The 19,524-nt window shown below is 63.6% G+C and carries 16 protein-coding genes; 5 read left to right on the forward strand and 11 right to left on the reverse strand.

Annotated features, from left to right (window positions below):
- Positions 1 to 68 precede the first annotated feature (68 nt).
- Entirely contained in the window at positions 69 to 1,313 is a 1,245-nt protein-coding gene (locus ACK56M_RS21775; RefSeq protein WP_015271304.1) for a putative porin, read from the forward strand.
- A gap of 221 nt (positions 1,314 to 1,534) precedes the next feature.
- On the opposite strand, the gene ACK56M_RS21780 is transcribed toward ACK56M_RS21775, so the two are convergent.
- On the reverse strand, positions 1,535 to 2,656 hold the full coding sequence (locus tag ACK56M_RS21780; protein ID WP_411959041.1) for a beta-ketoacyl-ACP synthase III: 1,122 nt from the start codon (positions 2,654 to 2,656) through the stop codon (positions 1,535 to 1,537).
- 157 nt (positions 2,657 to 2,813) lie between these two features.
- On the reverse strand, positions 2,814 to 6,719 hold the full coding sequence (hrpA, locus tag ACK56M_RS21785; RefSeq protein ID WP_102085109.1) for an ATP-dependent RNA helicase HrpA: 3,906 nt from the start codon (positions 6,717 to 6,719) through the stop codon (positions 2,814 to 2,816).
- Between the two features lie 570 nt (positions 6,720 to 7,289).
- On the opposite strand from hrpA, the gene ACK56M_RS21790 reads away from it, so the two are divergent.
- Entirely contained in the window at positions 7,290 to 8,654 is a 1,365-nt protein-coding gene (locus tag ACK56M_RS21790) for a glutamine synthetase family protein (protein ID WP_054573792.1), read from the forward strand.
- Positions 8,655 to 8,677: 23 nt separating this feature from the next.
- Positions 8,678 to 9,985 carry an NAD(P)/FAD-dependent oxidoreductase gene (locus tag ACK56M_RS21795; protein ID WP_015271308.1) on the forward strand — a complete coding sequence of 436 codons (1,308 nt, stop codon included), beginning with the start codon at positions 8,678 to 8,680 and terminating at the stop codon, positions 9,983 to 9,985.
- 158 nt (positions 9,986 to 10,143) lie between these two features.
- Here the strand turns inward: ACK56M_RS21795 and fadD1 are convergent, their stop codons facing one another.
- Both fadD1 and fadD2 read right to left on the reverse strand, forming a co-directional pair.
- Positions 10,144 to 11,841, reverse strand: coding sequence for a long-chain-fatty-acid--CoA ligase FadD1 (fadD1, locus tag ACK56M_RS21800; RefSeq protein ID WP_411959042.1), 1,698 nt, complete (start codon positions 11,839 to 11,841; stop codon positions 10,144 to 10,146).
- A 359-nt stretch (positions 11,842 to 12,200) separates the two neighbouring features.
- On the reverse strand, positions 12,201 to 13,889 hold the full coding sequence (fadD2, locus tag ACK56M_RS21805; protein ID WP_054573790.1) for a long-chain-fatty-acid--CoA ligase FadD2: 1,689 nt from the start codon (positions 13,887 to 13,889) through the stop codon (positions 12,201 to 12,203).
- A gap of 219 nt (positions 13,890 to 14,108) precedes the next feature.
- On the opposite strand from fadD2, the gene ACK56M_RS21810 reads away from it, so the two are divergent.
- Together ACK56M_RS21810 and ACK56M_RS21815 are read left to right on the forward strand one after the other, a co-directional pair.
- Entirely contained in the window at positions 14,109 to 15,053 is a 945-nt protein-coding gene (locus ACK56M_RS21810; protein WP_054573789.1) for an alpha/beta hydrolase, read from the forward strand.
- A gap of 34 nt (positions 15,054 to 15,087) precedes the next feature.
- Positions 15,088 to 15,558: a MaoC family dehydratase gene (locus tag ACK56M_RS21815; RefSeq protein ID WP_012273633.1), complete on the forward strand. Its 471-nt coding sequence runs from the start codon at positions 15,088 to 15,090 to the stop codon at positions 15,556 to 15,558.
- A gap of 126 nt (positions 15,559 to 15,684) precedes the next feature.
- Here ACK56M_RS21815 and ACK56M_RS21820 read toward each other — a convergent pair whose 3' ends face one another.
- The 7 genes from ACK56M_RS21820 to ACK56M_RS21850 form a co-directional block, all read right to left on the reverse strand.
- A complete protein-coding gene (locus tag ACK56M_RS21820; protein WP_137137654.1) occupies positions 15,685 to 16,923 on the reverse strand; it encodes an RNA polymerase sigma factor in 1,239 nt (412 codons plus the stop codon).
- Positions 16,923 to 17,408, reverse strand: coding sequence for an SRPBCC family protein (locus ACK56M_RS21825; protein ID WP_013973720.1), 486 nt, complete (start codon positions 17,406 to 17,408; stop codon positions 16,923 to 16,925). Before ACK56M_RS21825 ends, ACK56M_RS21820 begins: the two co-directional genes overlap by 1 nt.
- 21 nt (positions 17,409 to 17,429) lie before the next feature.
- The gene (locus ACK56M_RS21830) at positions 17,430 to 17,774 is read right to left on the reverse strand and encodes a YciI family protein (RefSeq protein ID WP_411959043.1); all 345 of its coding nucleotides are present in this window, start codon (positions 17,772 to 17,774) and stop codon (positions 17,430 to 17,432) included.
- 44 nt (positions 17,775 to 17,818) lie between these two features.
- Positions 17,819 to 18,244 carry a YybH family protein gene (locus tag ACK56M_RS21835; RefSeq protein ID WP_054573787.1) on the reverse strand — a complete coding sequence of 142 codons (426 nt, stop codon included), beginning with the start codon at positions 18,242 to 18,244 and terminating at the stop codon, positions 17,819 to 17,821.
- A gap of 154 nt (positions 18,245 to 18,398) precedes the next feature.
- Positions 18,399 to 18,731 (reverse strand): type II toxin-antitoxin system HicB family antitoxin, encoded by a 333-nt coding sequence (locus ACK56M_RS21840; protein ID WP_015271315.1) that lies wholly within the window; start codon positions 18,729 to 18,731, stop codon positions 18,399 to 18,401.
- A complete protein-coding gene (locus ACK56M_RS21845; protein ID WP_085721171.1) occupies positions 18,728 to 18,982 on the reverse strand; it encodes a type II toxin-antitoxin system HicA family toxin in 255 nt (84 codons plus the stop codon). The genes ACK56M_RS21840 and ACK56M_RS21845 overlap by 4 nt, the downstream gene beginning before the upstream one ends.
- 141 nt (positions 18,983 to 19,123) lie before the next feature.
- Positions 19,124 to 19,381 (reverse strand): DUF2790 domain-containing protein, encoded by a 258-nt coding sequence (locus ACK56M_RS21850; protein WP_004375752.1) that lies wholly within the window; start codon positions 19,379 to 19,381, stop codon positions 19,124 to 19,126.
- Between the last annotated feature and the right edge of the window lie 143 nt (positions 19,382 to 19,524).

The following is a 19,524-nucleotide window of genomic DNA, read 5'->3' on the forward strand; positions in this document are numbered from 1 at the left end:
TTCCGAAGACATGCCAACACAGGGGCGGGCGCTTGAGCCTCCCCATCTTATTCAACAGGGAGAACCTTATGCGTCTTGTTTCTACACTTACCGGAGTGAGCCTCACCGGCATGATGCTGGCTCTGAGTACTCCGGCCAGTGCAGCTGTCGACGCCAAGCTGCTCGAAATGCTCCGCGCCAATGGCTCGATCAACCAGGCGCAGTACAACGAACTGCAGGCGGACCTGGCTCAAGAAACCAAGGAAAAGGCCGCTCAGAAAGCTCAGTCCGAACGGATGAGCTCCTTTGAACAGAAAGTGGCATGGGCCGCCAAGACCCAGGTCAAGGGTGATGTGCGCCTGCGTTACGAAGACGTCAACGTCGACGACCCGAACAGCAGCAGCGGCAACCAGGACCGCCAGCGCGTGCGTGCCCGTGTCGGCTTCTACAGCGAAATCAACCCGCAGGTCGACGCGGGCATCCGTATCGCCACCGGCAGCAGTGCCGACCGCCGTTCGACCAACCAGAGCTTCGACAACTACTTCGACAAGAAGTCGCTGTGGGTCGACCAGGCCTACCTCGACTGGCACCCGACTGCAGTTCCCAACCTGCACCTGATTGGCGGCAAGATGGCGCAGCCATGGGTGAGCATGGGCGACATCATCTGGGACAGCGACATCAACCCGGAAGGCGTGGCAGCCACCTACAAGACCGACCTGGGCGGGGCCGAGGTGTTCGCCAGCGCCGGTCAGTACACCCTCAAGGACAACGTCGATGGCGACGGCGTGCAATACAAGCATGACGCACAGGTCTATCACGGCCAGTTGGGCGCCAAATTCGCCCCGGCAGACGTGCTCAAGCTGACCGTAGGTGCCAGTATCTATGGCTACGACAACGACAAGGAAGCCACCATCCTGCAGTCGTTCGGCAACACCACCAACGAGTTCAACCTCGTGGAAGGCTTCGGCCAGCTGGACTTCACCGGCTTTGCCATCCCGCTCTCTGCTTACGGTCAGTATGTGAAAAACACCGAGAGCACCGATGGCGAAGACCAGGCCTGGTTGGCGGGCCTGAAAACCAAGGTCGGCGCCTGGAGCCTGGACTACAACTACCGCGACGTGCAGCGTAACGCCGTGGTCAGCCTGTTCACCGACTCTGACTTTGGCAACGGCTTTACCGGTTCGCGCGGGCACAAGTTCAAGGTCGGATATGAAATCGACAAGAACTTCTCCCTGGGCGCTGCCTACCTGATGGCCAAGACCGACCTGTCGCAGTTGCCCAACAGCGATGCCGATGTAGATACCCTGCAGGTAGACCTGGAAGCCAAGTTCTAAGCGAAACCCTGCACTGCTTCACCTGAAGCGGGAAATGCCGACCCCATCCGGCGTTTCCCGCTTTTTTTGTCTGTGAAATTGCAGGGGGCTGCCATGCAGCCCATTCGCAGCACAAGGCTGCTCCTACAGGGGAATGCGAACCCTGCAACCGGCGCGTTCTCCTGTAGGAGCAGCCTTGTGCTGCGAATGGGCCGCAAAGCGGCCCCGATATTTCGAAGCAATCAGCGCTTGCGCAGGATCACGCTACCAATCGAATACCCCGCACCAAACGAGCTCAACACCCCCAGCGAGCCCTTGGCCAAGTCGTCCTGGTACAGGTGGAAGGCAATCACCGACCCCGCCGAACTGGTGTTGGCATAGCGATCGAGAATCACCGGTGCATCCTCTTCGGCCACTTCACGCCCCAGCAGCTTCTTGACGATCAGGTGGTTCATGCTGAGGTTGGCCTGGTGCAGCCAGAAGCGTTTCACATCGCTTGGTTGCAGCCCGTTTTCCTGCAGGTGCTCACCGATCAGCTCGGCCACCTTCGGGCACACCTCGCGGAACACCTTGCGGCCTTCCTGGATGAACAGCTTGTCCGCCGCGCCCTCGCCCTCTTCCGCCGCGCGGTTGAGGAAGCCGAAGTTGTTACGGATGTTGTTGGAGAACTCGGTCCACAGCTTGCTGCTGACGATGTCGAACTGGTGCGCCGAGGTGGCCTTGTCGGCACGCTCGAGCAATACCGCAGTGGCAGCATCACCAAAGATGAAATGGCTGTCGCGGTCACGGAAGTTCAGGTGGCCAGTGCACACCTCCGGGTTGACCATCAGCACCGCGCGCGCCTGGCCCAGGGCCACGCTGTTGGCGGCGGTCTGGATGCCGAAAGTGGCCGACGAGCAGGCCACGTTCATGTCGAAGGCAAAGCCCTGGATGCCCAGCGCCTGCTGCACTTCGATGGCAATGGCCGGGTACGGGCGCTGCAGGTTGGAGCAGGCGACGATCACCCCGTCGACATCGGCCGCCGTGCGACCGGCGCGCTCCAGGGCCTGGCGGGCGGCGGCCACGGCCATTTCGCAGAGCACCGAAGGTTCGTCGTTGGAGCGCTCGGGCAGACGCGGTTTCATGCGCTGCGGGTCGAGAATGCCGGCCTTGTCCATGACGAAGCGGCTCTTGATGCCCGAGGCCTTTTCGATGAACGCCCCATCGGACAGCGGCGCCGCCTCGACTTCACCGCGCTCGATGGCGGCGGCGTTGTCCTGGTTGAACTGCTGCGACCAGGTGTTGAAGGACGCCACCAGTTCTTCGTTGGAAATGCTCTGGGCCGGGGTGTACAGGCCGGTGCCGCTGATCACGACGTTATGCACGGTCGTTCCTCTGGTCAAAGGCCATCGCCACGGGGCGCTGGCTGGGAAACATGACAGGTTAATGGCACTTTAGTGCCAATTTAAAGGCGAGGGCTGCGCCCGCGAAGGGCCGCAAAGCGGCCCCAAATTGCATCAATATTGCCACAACTGTGGAAGTTTAGCCTTCCACCTGGCTCCATTGCTTGCTCAATCGCTTGTCGGAAATCGGCACCTTGGTCCCCAACTGCTGGGCAAACAGCGAAACCCGATATTCCTCCAGCCACCAGCGGTACACCGTCAGTTGCTCATCACGCTTGCCTTCCTGGGCATGCTTGTCGGCACGTGCCTTGTACTGCGCCCACAGGTTGGCCAGCTCACCGCTCCACACCCGGTCCTTCTGCACCTGCGAACCCAGCTTCTCCAGGCGCAGCTCCACCGCCTTGAGGTAACGCGGCAGCTCCTTGAACCAGGCCCCGGGGGTTTCACGCACGAAGCCTGGGTACACCAGGTTTCCGAGCTGTTGCTTGATGTCGTTAAGCGCCACTGCCTGGCTCAGGTCGATCTTGCCCTTGAAGCGCTTCTGCAGCCCATGCCACAGCTTCAGCACTTCCAGGGTCTGCCGTGCCAGGCGCTCGGCATGCTCGGCCCAGCTGCCGCGCTTGCGCTCGGCCAGGCCAGCCAGGGCCGCACCATCGCGTGGCAGCGGCTGTTCGCCTTCAAGGATGCAGCTGTCCAGGCTGGCCAGCAGAATGTCCTCGACCAGCGCCTCGACCCGGCCCATTTCACGGTACAGCAGGCCCAGCTCGGTCAGCCCCGGCAGCTTGCCGCGCAGGTACTTGGCCGGTTCGGCCAACTGCTGCAGCAACAGGCGCTGCAAAGCGCGGCGGTGCTGGAACTCGGCCTCGGCCTGGGTCGAGAAACGCCCTTCGCGCACGGTGCCGCCCTCTTCCACCAGTGCCGGGTACACGGTCATCGACAGGCCGGCAATTTTCTGCTGCGCGGTCTGCTTAACCTCGCTGAAAGCCTTGGCCTGCACCGGCTGCTCGCTCTTGGCGTCACGCGGCACGGCCAACGCTGCCTGGCTGGCTGCAGCAAAGCGTGCGGTCAGCTCGGCCAGGTCGCGGCCTTCACCCAGAAACTTGCCCTGGCCATCGACAACCTCGATGTTCATGCGCAGGTGGCCTTCGACCAGGTTGACCGACTCGTCCCATGCCTCGTCGGGCACACGGGCGCCGGTCATGCGCAGCAGTTCCTGGCCCAGGGCCTGCGGCAATGCGCCCTGGCCGAAGGTCATGCGCGCCAGCGAGGCCTTGACGAAGTCCGGCACCGGCACGAAGTTCTTGCGCAGGGCCTTGGGCAGGTTGCGCACCAGCGCCACGCACTTGGCTTCCAGCAGGCCGGGCACCAGCCACTCCAGGCGCTCGCCCGGCAGGCTCGGCAACAGCGGTGCCGGCACCCGCACGGTCACGCCATCGCGGGGGTGGCCGGGCTCGAAGTGGTAACTCAGCGGCAGGCGCAGCTCGCCCACCTGCATGCTGTCGGGGTACTGCGCGGCGGTGACTTCGCTGGCCTCGCGGGCCAGCACGTCTTCCTCGCGCATGATCAGCAGGTTGGCGTCCTTCTGGCTGCCCATGCGGTACCAGCTGTCGAAGGTCGCCGTCTGGTGGATTTCCGCCGGCAGACGCGCTTCGTAGAAGGCATACAGCGTCTCTTCGTCGGCCAGGATGTCACGGCGGCGGGCCTTGGCCTCCAGCTCGTCGAGCTCCTCCAGCAGGCGCTTGTTGGCCGCCAGGCACTTGGCCCGCGACTGGATTTCGCCACCCACCAGGCCTTCGCGGATGAACAGCTCGCGCGATGTGACCGGGTCGATCGGGCCGAAATGCACCGGCCGACGGCCGACCAGGATCAGGCCGTACAGAGTGATCTGCTCGTAGGCCACCACCTGCCCGCGCTTCTTCTCCCAATGCGGTTCGAAGTGGTTCTTCTTGACCAGGTGGCCGGCCAACGGCTCGATCCAGTCCGGCTCGATCCTGGCCACCATGCGTGCGTACAGCTTGGTGGTTTCGACCAGTTCGGCCGCCATCACCCACTGCGGGCGCTTGCGCCCCAGGCCCGACGACGGGTGCACCCAGAAGCGCCGCTGACGGGCGCCCTGGTAGTCGCCCTCTTCGGTCTTCTGGCCGATCTGGCTGAGCAGGCCACTGAGAATGGCCTTGTGCATTTTCGGGTAGTCGGACGGGTCCTTGTTTACCGTCAACTGCAGGTCACGGCAGATCAGCGCCAGCTGGCGATGGGCATCGCGCCATTCGCGCAGGCGCAGGTAGTTCAGGAAGTTTTTGCGGCACCAGTTGCGCAGCGGGTTGGCGGTCAGCGCCTGGCGCTGTTCCTCGAAGCCACGCCACAGGTTGACCAGCGCGGCGAAGTCGGAATCCACATCCTTCCATTGCGCGTGCGCCTGATCGGCGGCCTGCTGGCGCTCCGGCGGGCGTTCGCGCGGGTCTTGCACCGACAGCGCACTGGTGACGATCAGCACTTCCTGCAGGCTGCCCAGGCGGGCGCCTTCGAGCAGCATGCGGCCCAGCCGCGGGTCGATCGGCAGGCGCGCCAGCTGGCGGCCGATCGGCGTCAGCTGGTTTTCGCGGTTGACCGCCGACAGCTCCTGCAGCAGGTTGAAACCATCGCTGATGGCCTTGCCATCCGGCGGCTCGATGAACGGGAAGGCGTCAATAGCGCCCAGGCGCAGGTGCAGCATCTGCAGGATCACAGCCGCCAGGTTGGTGCGCAGGATCTCCGGGTCGGTGAACGCCGGCCGGCTGTTGAAATCCTCTTCGCTGTACAGGCGCACGCAGATGCCCGGTTCGACCCGGCCGCAGCGGCCCTTGCGCTGGTTGGCACTGGCCTGCGACACGGCCTCGATGGGCAGGCGCTGCACCTTGGCGCGGTAGCTGTAGCGGCTGATGCGCGCGGTACCGGTGTCGATCACATAGCGGATGCCCGGCACGGTCAGCGAGGTTTCCGCAACGTTGGTGGCCAGCACCACACGGCGCCCGGTGTGTGGCTGGAAGATGCGCTGCTGCTCGGCCGGCGACAGGCGCGCGTACAACGGCAGGATCTCGGTGTGGCGCAGTTGCGCCTTGCGCAAGATCTCGGCGGCATCACGGATCTCGCGCTCGCCCGGCAGAAAGATCAGCACATCGCCGGGGCCCTTGCCCTCACTCCGCTCGTGGTGCGCCAACTCATCCAGCGTGGCGAGGATGGCCTGGTCGACGGTGAGGTCGTCCTCGATCTGGTTGCCCTCCTCGTCCTGCTCGCTGGTCAGCGGGCGGTACCAAGTTTCCACCGGGAAGGTACGCCCGGACACCTCGATGATCGGCGCGCCGTCGAAGTGTTTGGAGAAGCGCTCCAGGTCGATGGTCGCCGAGGTGATGATCAGCTTCAGGTCCGGGCGGCGGTGCAGCAGGGTCTTCAGGTAGCCGAGCAGGAAGTCGATGTTCAGGCTGCGCTCGTGGGCCTCGTCGACGATGATCGTGTCGTAGCGCTCGAGGAAACGGTCGTGCTGGGTTTCGGCCAGCAGAATGCCGTCGGTCATCAGCTTGACCAGGGTGTTGGCGTCGCTCTGGTCCTCGAAGCGCACCTGGTAGCCGACCAGCCCGCCCAGCGGCGTGCCCAGCTCTTCGGCGACCCGCGCGGCAACGCTGCGGGCGGCGATCCGGCGAGGCTGGGTGTGGGCGATCAGGCCATGGCTGCCACGGCCCAGTTCGAGACAGATCTTCGGCAACTGGGTGGTCTTGCCCGAGCCGGTTTCGCCGGCGATCACCAGCACCTGGTGCTCGGCCAGGGCCTTCTTGATTTCGTCACGCTTGGCAGCGATTGGCAGGCTGTCGTCGTAGCGCACGGTCGGCACGCTCTGCTGGCGCGCGGTGACCTGGGCGCAGGACGCCTGGACCTTTTCCACCCACTGCGCCAGCTTCGCCTCGTCGGGGCGCTTGCGCAGTTCGTGCAATTGCCGGCGCAGGCGATGGCGGTCGGCGATCATGGCGTGGTCGAGGTTTTGCAGCAGTTTGTCGATGGCGTGGTCAGTCATGGGGCTTTTTAGTGATGCAGGTGGGCCTGCTTTTTCATGATCGGCATTCGAAGGATGCGCGATTGTCGCAGATTTGGGCCTGCTTTGCTGTCCAGGCTGGCGCTGCCCCTGTAGGAGCGGCCTTGTGTCGCGATGGGCTGCGGCAGCAGCCCCGGCAATTTGTGCTGGAGCGAAGATCCTGGGGCTGCTGCCGCAGCCCATCGCGACACAAGGCCGCTCCTACAGGGATCGCACGGCGGCGGAAAGTTTAGCAAGGGCTTATGTAAAGGTTGCCATTCACTGCTTTAATCAACCTTACGCCGCATGTGAGTATCAAAGGCATGACTCCCGTCCAGCCCATCGCCCCACCGTCGTCCCGCCCTTCGCAAGCGAAGGCCCGGCGCCGTGCCGGTGAGAATCCGCTGGTCCACATCATCCTCGCCTTCTGGGCCCTGTGGCACTGCCGTCACGCACGCCCACCGGATTTCTCGCTCACGCCTTTGTGACCAAACCCGGCCGTCGTCTGGCCGCTTGACTCAGCCGGGCCGCCTGCATGCGCGGCGGCCTGTGCGCCCCGTGAGCGAATCCATCATGCACTTTGCACCTGTAGAGCAGGCCAGCCGTTTTCTGGCCGACAACCCCGATATCGAACTGTTCGAACTGTTCATCCTCGACGCCAATGGCGTGCCGCGCGGCAAGCTGCTGCACCGCGACGAACTGCTGGCCGTGTACCAGGCCGGCCGGCCGCTGCCCAGCACCATTCTCGGCCTGACCCTGAACGGCGACGACGTGGAAAACTCCGGCCTGGTGTGGGACGTGGGCGATATCGACTGCCGCGCCTACCCGCTTGAAGGCAGCCTGGTGCGCCTGCCCTGGCGCCGGGTGCCGACCGCCGCGGTGCAGGTGAGCATGCACCCGAACGAGGGCCTGCCGGCCAGCATCGCCGACCCGCGCCATGTGCTGCTGCGTACCATCGAGGCGTTGAAGGCCGACGGCTACCACCCGGTGATGGCCTGCGAGCTGGAGTTCTACCTGCTGGACCAGCAACCTGATGCCCAGGGCCGCCCGCAACCGGCACTGGACAATGACGGCGGCCGCCCACGCACCACCCAGGTGTATGGCCTGCGCGAACTGGAGCAGATCGAGCCGTTCCTTGCCGACCTTTACGCCGCCTGCAAGGCCCAGGGCATCCCGGCACGCACGGCGATTTCGGAATACGCCCCCGGCCAGGTGGAGATCACCCTCGAGCACGGCGACGCCTTGCAGGCGATGGACCAGGCCGTGCGCTACAAGCGCCTAGTCAAAGGCATTGCCCACGCCCATGGCATGCAGGCCTGTTTCATGGCCAAGCCGTTCGCGCAACTGGCCGGCACCGGCATGCACATGCACCTGAGCCTGGCCGACAGCGCCGGCAACAACCTGTTCGCCAGTGAGGACAAGGCCGGTACCCCGCTGCTGCGCCAGGCCGTGGCAGGCATGTTGCGACACCTGCGCGACTCGCTGCTGCTGTTCTGCCCCAACGCCAACTCGTTCCGCCGCTTCCAGGCCAACAGCTATGCCCCGCTGGCGCCAACCTGGGGCGTCGACAACCGCACCGTGAGCCTGCGCATACCGGGCGGTCCGGCCAACAGCCGGCACGTGGAGCACCGCATCTGCGGCGCCGATGCCAACCCCTACCTGGCCGCTGCGGCGATCCTTGCCGCCAGCCACTGGGGCATTCGCCAACAGCTGGACCCGGGGGCACCGGTGGAAGGCAATGGCTATGCCCAGGCCACCGAACACCTGCCCACCGACTGGCTGACTGCCCTCGACGCCCTGCAGCATTCGAGCTGGGCTCGCGAAGCACTGGGCGAGGACTTCCTTGGCGTATACCTGAAGGTCAAGCGCGCCGAGTACCGCCAGTTCATGGCCGAAGTCAGTGAGCAGGACTGGCGCTGGTATCTGCACCAGGCCTGATCCCCGGATAACAAGGAACACCCATGAATGCAGCATTGAACAAAGGGCCGGCGCAACGCGCGCCGTCCTACTACAGCGCCACCCTCAACGACCACACCGAGTACCCGCAGCTCAAGGGCACGGTACAGGTGGATGTGGCGATCATCGGCGGCGGCTTCACCGGCGTGGCCACGGCGGTGGAGCTGGCCGAGCGTGGCCTGAAGGTGGCCATCGTCGAAACCAACCGCATCGGCTGGGGTGCCAGCGGGCGCAACGGCGGCCAGGTCACCGGCAGCCTGTCGGGCGACGAAGCCATGCGCTCGCAGATGCGCAACCGCCTCGGTACCGAGGTCGATGACTTCATCTGGCACTTGCGTTGGCGCGGGCACCAGGTGATCGAGCAGCGCGTGGCACGCTACAACATCGACTGCGACCTCAAGCGCGGCCACCTGCACGCGGCCATGAAGCCCTCGCACATGGACGAGCTGCGCGCATTCGAAGCCGAGGCCCGGCGGCGCGGCATGGGCGAGCAGGTACAACTGCTGGACCGCGATGGCGTGGCCGAGCACCTGCAAAGCCCGCTGTACCTGGGCGCGCTGAAAAACCTGCGCAACCTGCACCTGCACCCGCTCAACCTGTGCCTGGGCGAGGCCCGTGCTGCCCATGGCCTGGGGGCGCTGATTTTCGAAAACTCCGAAGTGCTGGACATCGTCCACGGCCCGCGCCCGGCGGTAGTCACCGCCCACGGGCGGGTCGAGGCGCGCCAGGTGATGCTGGCCGGCGATGTGTACCACAAACTGGAAAAGCGCCAGCTCAAGGGCAAGATCTTCCCGGCCATGGGCGGCATCGTCACCACCGCACCGCTGGGGGAGCTGGCCGAACAGATCAACCCGCAGGACCTGGCGGTATACGACTGCCGCTTCGTGCTCGATTACTACCGCCTGACCGCCGACAAGCGCCTGCTGTTCGGCGGTGGCGCCAACTATTCCGGCCGTGATTCACGGGATATCGAAGGCGAACTGCGCCCGTGCATCGAGCGCACCTTCCCGGCGTTGAAAGGCGTGCCGATCGAGTTCCAGTGGAGCTGCGCCATGGGCATCGTGGTCAACCGCATCCCGCAGCTGGGCAAGCTGTCGGACAACGTTTGGTATTGCCAGGGTTATTCGGGGCACGGCATTGCCACCAGCCACATTATGGGCGAGATCATGGCCGAGGCGTTGACCGGGACGCTGGAGAAGTTCGACACCTTCGCCCAGTGCAAGCATGTGCGGGTGCCGATGGGGGATTTGCTGGGCAATCCGCTGCTGGCGGCGGGGATGTGGTACTACCAGATGCTGGAGAAACTGCGCTGAACCTGAGGCCTGCGCAACCTCTGTAGGAGCGGCCTCGTGTCGCGATCGGGCCGCGAAGCGGCCCCAGCAATTTCAGCATCACGGCTGAAAACCTGGGGCCGCTTCGCGACCCGATCGCGACACAAGGCCGCTCCTACACAGACCGCGCTGGCTGGGCGTCAGGCGATCTTCTTCAAGCCCTGTTTCTTCAGCTCTTCATCGCGCAGTTCGCGGCGCAGGATCTTGCCAACGTTGGTGGTCGGCAGCGCGTCGCGGAACTCGATCTGGCGCGGGACCTTGTAGCCGGTGACGTTGGCGCGCATGTGCTCCATCACCTGTTCCTTGGTCAGGGTCATGCCCGGCTTGACCACGATGAACACCTTGATCACTTCACCGGACTTCTCGTCCGGCACGCCGATGGCCGCGCACTGCAGCACGCCCGGCAGGGCCGCCAGCACATCTTCCAGCTCGTTGGGGTAAACGTTGAAGCCCGAGACCAGGATCATGTCCTTCTTGCGGTCGACGATGCGCATGTAACCATCTGGCTGGATCACGGCGATGTCGCCGGTCTTCAGCCAGCCATCGCTGTCGAGAATCTCGGCAGTGGCCTCCTCACGCTGCCAGTAGCCCTTCATCACCTGCGGGCCCTTGACGCACAACTCGCCCACCTCGCCCAGCGGCAGCTCGTTGCCGTTGTCGTCGATGACCTTGCACAGGGTGGACGGCACCGGAATACCGATGGTGCCGACCTGGTTGGCCTCCGCCGGGTTCACCGCAGCCACCGGGCTGGTCTCGGTCATGCCATAGCCTTCGCAGATGGCGCAGCCGGTCACGGCCTTCCAGCGCTCGGCCACGCTCAGTTGCAGGGCCATGCCACCGGAGAGGGTGATCTTCAGCGCCGAGAAGTCCAGGGCACGGAACGCCTCGTTGTTGCACAAGGCAACGAACAGAGTGTTGAGGCCGACGAAGCCGCTGAACTTCCACTTGCCCAGTTCCTTGACCATGGCTGGCAGGTCACGCGGGTTGCTGATCAGCACGTTGTGGTTGCCGATCAGCATCATTGCCATGCAATGGAAGGTAAAGGCGTAGATGTGGTACAGCGGCAGCGGGGTGATGAGGATTTCGCAGCCTTCGTGCAGGTTGGAGCCCATCAGCGCCCGGCACTGCAGCATGTTGGCCACAAGGTTGCGGTGGGTAAGCATCGCGCCCTTGGCCACGCCGGTGGTGCCACCGGTGTACTGCAGCACCGCCACGTCGTTAGCCTGCGGGTTGGCCTCGGTCACCGGCTGGCCCTTGCCCTGCGCCAGAGCGTCGTTGAAGCGTACGGCACGCGGCAGGTTGTAGGCCGGCACCATCTTCTTCACGTACTTGATCACGCTGTTGATCAGCAGGCGCTTGAGCGGCGTCAGCAGGTCGGCCACTTCGGTGACGATGACGTGCCTGACCTGGGTCTTGGGCACCACCTTCTCGGCCAGGTGGGCCATGTTGGCCAGGCACACCAAAGCCTTGGCGCCGGAGTCGTTGAACTGGTGTTCCATTTCCCGTGCGGTGTACAGCGGGTTGGTGTTGACCACGATCAGCCCGGCACGCATGGCACCGAATACCGCCACCGGGTATTGCAGTACGTTGGGCAGCTGCACGGCAATGCGGTCACCCGGCTTGAGGTCGGTATGCTGCTGCAACCAGGCGGCAAACGCTCCCGACAGCGCATACAGCTCGCCATAAGTGATAGTCTTGCCCAGGTTGCTAAAGGCCGGTTTGTCGGCAAAGCGTTGGCAGGATTGCTTGAGTACCGCCTGGATATTGGGGAATTCGTCAGGATTGATTTCCGCCGTAATCCCGGCTGGGTACTTATCCTTCCAAAAATTTTCGATCATGGAAGCCCACTCCTTCAGCAACAGCGAAGTTCGATTCACGCGTCGATGCGCTTATTATTGATATGGGATGACGGCTCGTTGCAAACCGGATCATCTGAAAGCGGGCCGAGAGTAACAGCTTTGCCTGGGGTCGCCTAGAGGCCAAAACAGGCCTCACGGTCACAAAAATGACTCAATGAACAATACAGGTCATTTTTAGAGTAATTATCCAAAATGTCGCACATCGGGCTATAAATAGCCTGTTAGAGCGGTTTCACGGCATTCGCGGGCTTGCCCGCTCCCACAGGGACCTCACAGTTCTCGAATGCTGTGCAGTACCTGTGGGAGCGGGCAAGCCCGCGAAGAAGCCAACCCCGGTATCAAGCTATGTCGCGCAGCTCCCGCCGCAGGATCTTGCCCACCGGCGTCATCGGCAACGACTCGCGCAGCACGATGTGCTTGGGCACCTTGTAGCCGGTGAAGTTGGCCTTGCAGTAGGCCTTCAGCTCATCCACGCTCAGCCCGCCCTCGCGCGGCACAACGAACAGCTTCACCGCCTCGCCGGAGCGCTCGTCCGGTACGCCGATGGCCGCGCAGTTGGCGACCTTGGGATGGCCCATCACCACATCCTCGATCTCGTTGGGGTACACGTTGAAACCCGATACGATGATCATGTCCTTCTTGCGGTCGACGATTCGGGTGAAGCCGTCCGGGTCGATCACCGCGATGTCGCCGGTCTTGAACCAGCCCTCCGCATCCAGGGCCTGGGCCGTGGCCTCGGGCTGCTGCCAGTAGCCTTTCATCACCTGCGGGCCCTTGATGCACAGCTCGCCCCGCTCGCCCAGCGGCAGCTCGTTGCCGTCATCGTCGATCACCTTGAAGGCGGTGCCCGCCACCGGGATGCCCACCGTACCCAGACGCGCCAGCTGGCCATAGGGGTTGGTGCTGGCCACCGGCGAGGTTTCGGTCAGGCCGTAGCCTTCGACGATGCGGCAACCGGTAAGCGCCTCCCAGCGCTCGGCGGTGGCCTTCACCAGTGCGGTACCGCCGGAGTTGGTGACCTTCAGCGCCGAAAAGTCGAGCTGGCGGAAGCCCGGGTGGTCCATCAGTGCGACGAACAGCGTGTTCAGGCCCAGCAAGGCGGAGAAACGCCATTTGCCCAGCTCCTTGATGAAGCCGGAAATATCCCGCGGGTTGGTGATCAGCACGTTGTGGTTGCCGGTGACCATCATGCACATGCAGTTCGCGGTAAAGGCATAGATGTGGTACAGCGGCAGCGGCGCGATCATCACTTCCTGGCCGTCCTTGATCAGCTTCTGCCCGTCCGGCCCGTGCTGCGAGAAGCAGGCCAGCACCTGCAGCATGTTGGCCACCAGGTTGCCGTGGGTGAGCATGGCGCCCTTGGCCAGGCCGGTGGTGCCACCGGTGTATTGCAGCACGGCAGTGTCGTCCAGGCTGAGCGGCACCGGCTTGTGAGGCAGCTCGCGGCCCTGGCGCAGCACCTGCTTGAACGACACCGCCTGGGGCAGCTGGTAGGCCGGCACCATCTTCTTGACCTTGTCGACCACGGTGTTGACCAGCCAGCCCTTGGCGGTGGGCAGCAGGTCGCCCATCCTCGCCTCGATCAGGTACTCGATGCCGGTATCGGGCAATACCTCCTGCACGCGCTTGCCGAACATGTTCAGGTACACCAGCGCACGCGCGCCGCTGTCCTTGAACTGATGGCGCATCTCGCGCTCTGTGTACAGCGGGTTGGTGTTGACCACGATCAGGCCAGCGCGCAGGGCACCGAACACAGCGATGGGGTATTGCAGCACATTGGGCATCTGCACCGCGATGCGGTCGCCCGGCTTGAGGTCGGTGTGCTGCTGTAGCCAGGCGGCGAAGGCCGCCGAATGGCGTTCCAGGTCCGCGTAGGTCAGGGTTACGCCCAAATTGCTGAAGGCCGGGCGGTCGGCGAAGCGTTTGCAGGAGCGCTCGAACACCTCGACGACCGAGGTGTAGGCATTGATGTCGATGGTGGAAGGCACGCCCGCCGGGCGCTTGTCATTCCAGAAGTCGGCTTGCATTTATTATTGTTCCTCTGCCTGGACCTGCTGTGAGTCCTGTAATCCTTTCACCTGCCCGCCCGAAAGCGAAAAGGCGTTGATCCGACGTTAGCAGGTAAGCCCAAGGTGGCATATACGCCAAGTGCCGCCATTAACATTGTGAATCTTATTTGTGCCCTTCCTGCAATCCGGTCGGTTGTGCATACACTGTTCGGGTACCTGTGCGCACAAGGACCCGCCATGCCTCACGACGCCTTCTGGTTACCCGCCAGCGAGCACTGCAGCCTGTATGTGCACCAATGGTTGCCGGCCACACCGGTAAAAGCCGTGGTGCTGCTGGCCCACGGCATGGCCGAGCACGCCGGGCGCTACCAGCACCTGGGCCATGCCTTGAGCGAGGCCGGTTTCGCCCTGTTCGCCCCCGACCAGCGCGGCCATGGACGCACGGCCGAGCTGGGCAGCCTCGGCCTGTTCGCCCGCCATCATGGCTGGAATGCCGTGGTCAACGACATCGGGCTGCTGGCCCAGCACATCGGTCAGCAATTCCCGTGCACACCGCTGTTCCTGTTCGGCCACAGCATGGGCAGCTACATCGCCCAGGCCTACCTGCTGCACCACAGTGGCAGCCTGCATGGGGCGATCCTCAGTGGCTCCAACTACCAGCCGGCAGCGCTCTACCGTGTGGCGCGCCTGATTGCCCGGCTGGAGGCCTGGCGCCAAGGGCCGCTGGGAAAGAGCGCGCTCATAGAATGGTTGTCGTTCGGCTCGTTCAACAAGGCCTTCAAGCCCAACCGCACGGCGTTCGACTGGCTCAGCCGCGACCCGGCGCAGGTCGACCTGTATGTCAACGACCCGCTCTGCGGCTTTCGCTGCAGCAACCAATTGTGGCTTGACCTGCTGCAAGGCTTGGCGCAGATCAGCCAGCCGAGTAACCTCGCGCAGATCGATCCGAACCTGCCGCTGCTGGTGATCGGTGGTGAATGTGATCCGGTCAGTGCCGGCAAGCGTCTCACCCATCTGGCCGACGCCCTGCGCGCGACCGGCAATCGACATGTACAGCTGCGCGTCTATCCTGAGGCGCGGCACGAAGTACTCAACGAAACCAACCGTAACGAGGTCACCGCCGATATTCTCGTCTGGCTTGAACAGGCGCTGGCTCTTGGCCGCCCTGTGCGCAGTGAATGATAGCCGCCCTCGCCTACCGCTTAAGGAAGCCCCGATGTCCCAGGTCACCAACACGCCTTACGAAGCCCTCGAAGTCGGCCAGAAGGCCGAGTACAAGAAGTCCGTCGAAGAACGCGACATCCAGTTGTTCGCCGCGATGTCCGGTGACCACAACCCGGTACACCTGGACGCCGAGTTCGCTGCCAAGAGCATGTTCCGCGAGCGCATTGCCCACGGCATGTTCAGCGGCGCGCTGATCAGTGCTGCCGTGGCCTGCACCCTGCCTGGCCCTGGCACCATCTACCTGGGCCAGCAGATGAGCTTCCAGAAGCCGGTGAAAATTGGCGATACCCTGACCGTGCGCCTGGAAATCCTGGAGAAGCTGCCCAAGTTCAAGGTACGTATCGCCACCAATGTCTACAACCAGAACGATGAGCTGGTGGTTCAGGGCGAGGCCGAGATCCTGGCACCGCGCAAGCAGCAGACCGTCGAGCTGGTGTCGCCGCCGAATTTTGTGGCTAGCTGAAAAGTGATGTAGGCAGTACCGGCCTCTTCGCGGGCACGCCCGCTCCCACAGGGATTGCATAGCCTTCAACCCAGTGGAAAACCTGTGGGAGCGGGCGTGCCCGCGAAGAGGCCAGTCCAGCCAACATCATTCAATCGCTTGCAACCGCCGCTCGATATGCCTGCGCTCCGGCTCCTGCCGGGTCAACGCCAGCGCCTGCAGCCAGGCCGCCCGGGCCTCTTCTACATGCCCCAGCTGGTAATGCAGCTCACCCCGCGTCGCATGCGCCAGGTGATAGTCCAGCAACTCTCCCCGCGCCAGAATCCCTTCGACCTCCCGCAGGCCAACCTCAGGCCCATCCCGCTTCGCCAGCGCCACGGCCCTGTTCAGTTCAACCACAGCTGACGGCCAATGCCGCTGCAGCACGTCATACAGCCCGACGATCTCCGCCCAGTCGGTCGCTTCGGCTGTCGCCGCTTCGGCATGCACCGCGGCAATCGCCGCCTGCACGGTATAAGCACCGAACGCCCGGCTTTGCAGGGCCTGGCGCACCAGTTCGCAACCTTCGGCAATGCGTTGCCGGTCCCACAGGCTACGATCCTGCTGCTCGAGCAATACCAGATTGCCCCGGCCATCGGTACGCGCCCGCTGCCGGGATGCCTGCAGCAACATCAAGGCCAGCAGGCCGACCGCCTCCGGGTCGGGCAGCAACTGCACCAACAGGCGCGCCAGGCGAATGGCTTCATCGCTCAGCTCCTGCTGCAACAGCGCCTCGCCCGACGACGCCGAATAGCCCTCGTTGAACACCAGGTAGATCACCCGCAGCACACTCTCCAGGCGCTCGGGCAGTTCGTTCAGCTCCGGCACCTGGTAAGGGATGCCGGCATCGCGGATCTTGGCCTTGGCGCGCACGATACGCTGTGCGATGGTGGCCGGGCTCTGCAGGAAAGCACGGGCGATCTGCTCGGTGGTCAGGTCGCAGACTTCACGCAGGGTCAGCGGCACCTGGGCATCGGCGGACAAGGCCGGGTGGCAGCAGGTGAAGATCAGCCGCAAGCGGTCGTCGGCCAGCAGCTCTTCTTCGCTGGGGTCCTGCGCCTGGCCGTCGAGCAGCATGCTCAGGTCCGCCTGGGAACGGTCGAACCGGGCGTGCCGACGCAGCACATCGATGGCCTTGAAGCGGCCAGTGGACACCAGCCACGCCCGCGGGTTATCGGGAATACCGTCGCGCTGCCAGCGTTCGACTGCGATGAAGAAGGCATCGTGCATGGCCTCCTCGGCCAGGTCGAAATCACCCAACAGGCGGATCAGCGTCGCCAGGATGCGCCGTGACTCGTTTCGGTAGACCGCCTCGACCTCGGCGCGCACCTGCGCCAGTGCCGTCATCAGTCGGGCATCCGCTGGGTCACTACCTCCACCAGGCGGTCCAGGCTTTCTCCCCAGCCCTGGTGGAAGCCCATTTCCTCATGGGCGCGGCAGTCGGCGGCATTCCAGTGCCAGGCGCGGGCGGTGTAGCGAGTTTTGCCTTGCTCCTCGTCAAAACTGATCACGGCAGTCATGAACGCCTTGTCCGAAGGCACCCAGCCTGGGCCGAAGGCATCGGTGAACACCAGCCGTCGCGGAGCAGCAATCTCCAGGAATACGCCCTGGTTCGGGTAATCGCTGCCATCCGGCGCCCGCATCACGGTGCGGAACAGGCCACCGATCCACAACTGCATCTCACATTCCGGGGTGGTCATGCCGTGCGGCCCCCACCATTGCATCAGCCACTGAGGGTCGGTCCAGGCGCGGAACACCTTGGACGGCGGTGCGTCGATCAGGCGACTGATGGACAGCTCGTGCTGCACTTGCGCGGGGTGTGCCAGGCTCATGCTGGGAAGTCTCCATTGCTGTCAGGGTTGCAGTTCGCGCACCGGTCGCACCTCGACACTGCCGACCCGCGCGGCGGGGATGCCCTCGGCGATGTTCAGCGCCTCGTTCAGGTCGCGGGCTTCCACCAGGTAGAAGCCCGCCAACTGCTCCTTGGTCTCGGCGAACGGGCCGTCGGTCAGGCTCATGTGCCCGTTGCGCATGCGCACTGTGGTGGCGGTCTGCACCGGCTTCAGCGCCTCGGCCGCCAGCATTCGCCCGGAGCCTTGGATGGATTCGGCATACGCCATGCATTCGGCGTCTTCCGGGCTGTCGGGCAGGCTGTGCAGCAGCCCCTCGTCACAATAGACCAGGCACAGGTATTTCATGGTCGCCTCCAGGGCATTGGCAAAGTGCGTTTGGCGATAACGGCTCAGGGCTTGAGATCGAACAGGGCTTTCTGGGTTTCCATGTCGAATGGCGCCGACCAGTGTTCGTGGATTACCTGCCACTGGCCACCTTGACGACGATAGCCCACGGTGGCGCGCATGAAGCCGCACTGGCTTTCGTTGTCCGCGGGGCCGCAGCGGTTAAGCCAGTGGGCCAGGGCCAGGTCGCCAGCGGCATGCACGGTGAGTTCGGCGTATTCGAAAACCATGGGGCCGGGGCACATGCCCATGCACATTTCCCAGTGCGCCTGGTAGGTTGCCTTGCCCTTGAACTGCAGGGCCTGGATGGCATCGAAGGCGACGATGTCGTCGGCATAGGGAGCGATGATGTTGGGGATGTCGCGATCGCGCACGGCCTGCATCCAGCGCTCGATCAATTGGCGTATCTCGGTTTCGGCTGCGGTGCTCATCGGGGGTTCCTCCGACAGGTCATGGGTGATTGGGCACGGGGGGCAACGTGCTCTCACCTATTGGTCGAACGGGAACTGGAGGAATCGACAGGCAACGGAAACTATTCTGCATGAGTAATTGCAGAATACCCGCGAGTAACGAAAGCAGGCTTGGTCAGGCCATTGCGGCTTGTTCGAAGACCTCGTCGGCCCACTGGTTGAGGCTTTTGCCGGCGGCACGGGCAGCAACACTCGCGGCAGCATGAACTTCGGGCCGGATACGCAGCATTACTTTGCCCGAGGCAGGCTTTTCCGGCGCAATGCCCTGCTCTGCACAATCGGCCAGGTAATCTTCCAGCGCATCGCGAAACGCCTCATGCAGCTCGGGCACCGAGCTTGCGTGAAAACTGATGATGTCACGCATACCAAGCACACGGCCGACGAAGATATCGTCACGCGCGTCGTACTCGATACGGGCGGCGTAGCCTTTGTAGCGCATGCAACTCATATCCTGACTCCTGCCCGCGAGAGGAATTCACGGGCTTCTTCAATCTGATACCGCTTGGCTTCCTTGCCTGGATGAGGCCGATGGCATCTCCAGCATTGGCCACCCAGCACCAGCTTGACCCTGGAGCCTTGCCGCTCCAGCACCTCACCGCCCAGATGGAGTACCAATGCCTCGATCTCGGAGAAAGCCAACGACGCCGTGGTCGGCGTTCGGAAAATTGCGTCGAGGACTTTGCGGTATCGAGTGTTCATCGAAAAATGCTATCAAATTAAGATAGCACTTTTTCCTCGATATTCATTCAGGATTTTTCTGTTGCTCGAACTGCAAGACGGTTGATGGCCCCGTCACCAGCAAGCCGGCGAAAGGGCCATCAACACCAGGCAAGAGCCCGATCAACCCTGCTGGCACCCCTCACCCATCGCCCGGTACTGGATGGTGTGCACCTGGCCCTGGTGGTCTTCGTAGGTCATGGTCGCAGGTACCACTTCGCAGACGTTGGGGATGGTCGACAGGTTGATCACCCGCTTGATGTCCAGGTTCATGGAGTAGTCGTACTGCTGGGCGACGGGCTCGCTGGAGACGGGTCTGGCCTCATCGGCGAGGGCGAACGAGGACATACCGACCAATGCAAGAATCAGTAATGGTTTCATGTGAGTTTGCCTTTTGAGCATTCAAGCTGATCGATTGACTTCTATAGCCGTGCCCGGCGCGGAGAAGTTGCCATCTGCGGTGAAGATGGCACGAAGTACCGATCCCGCTTCGTACTGCCAGTGGGGATGGCTAAAAGTCTACT

It is taken from the genome of Pseudomonas sp. s4, from assembly GCF_046764235.1.
Lineage (GTDB): Bacteria > Pseudomonadota > Gammaproteobacteria > Pseudomonadales > Pseudomonadaceae > Aquipseudomonas > Aquipseudomonas asiatica.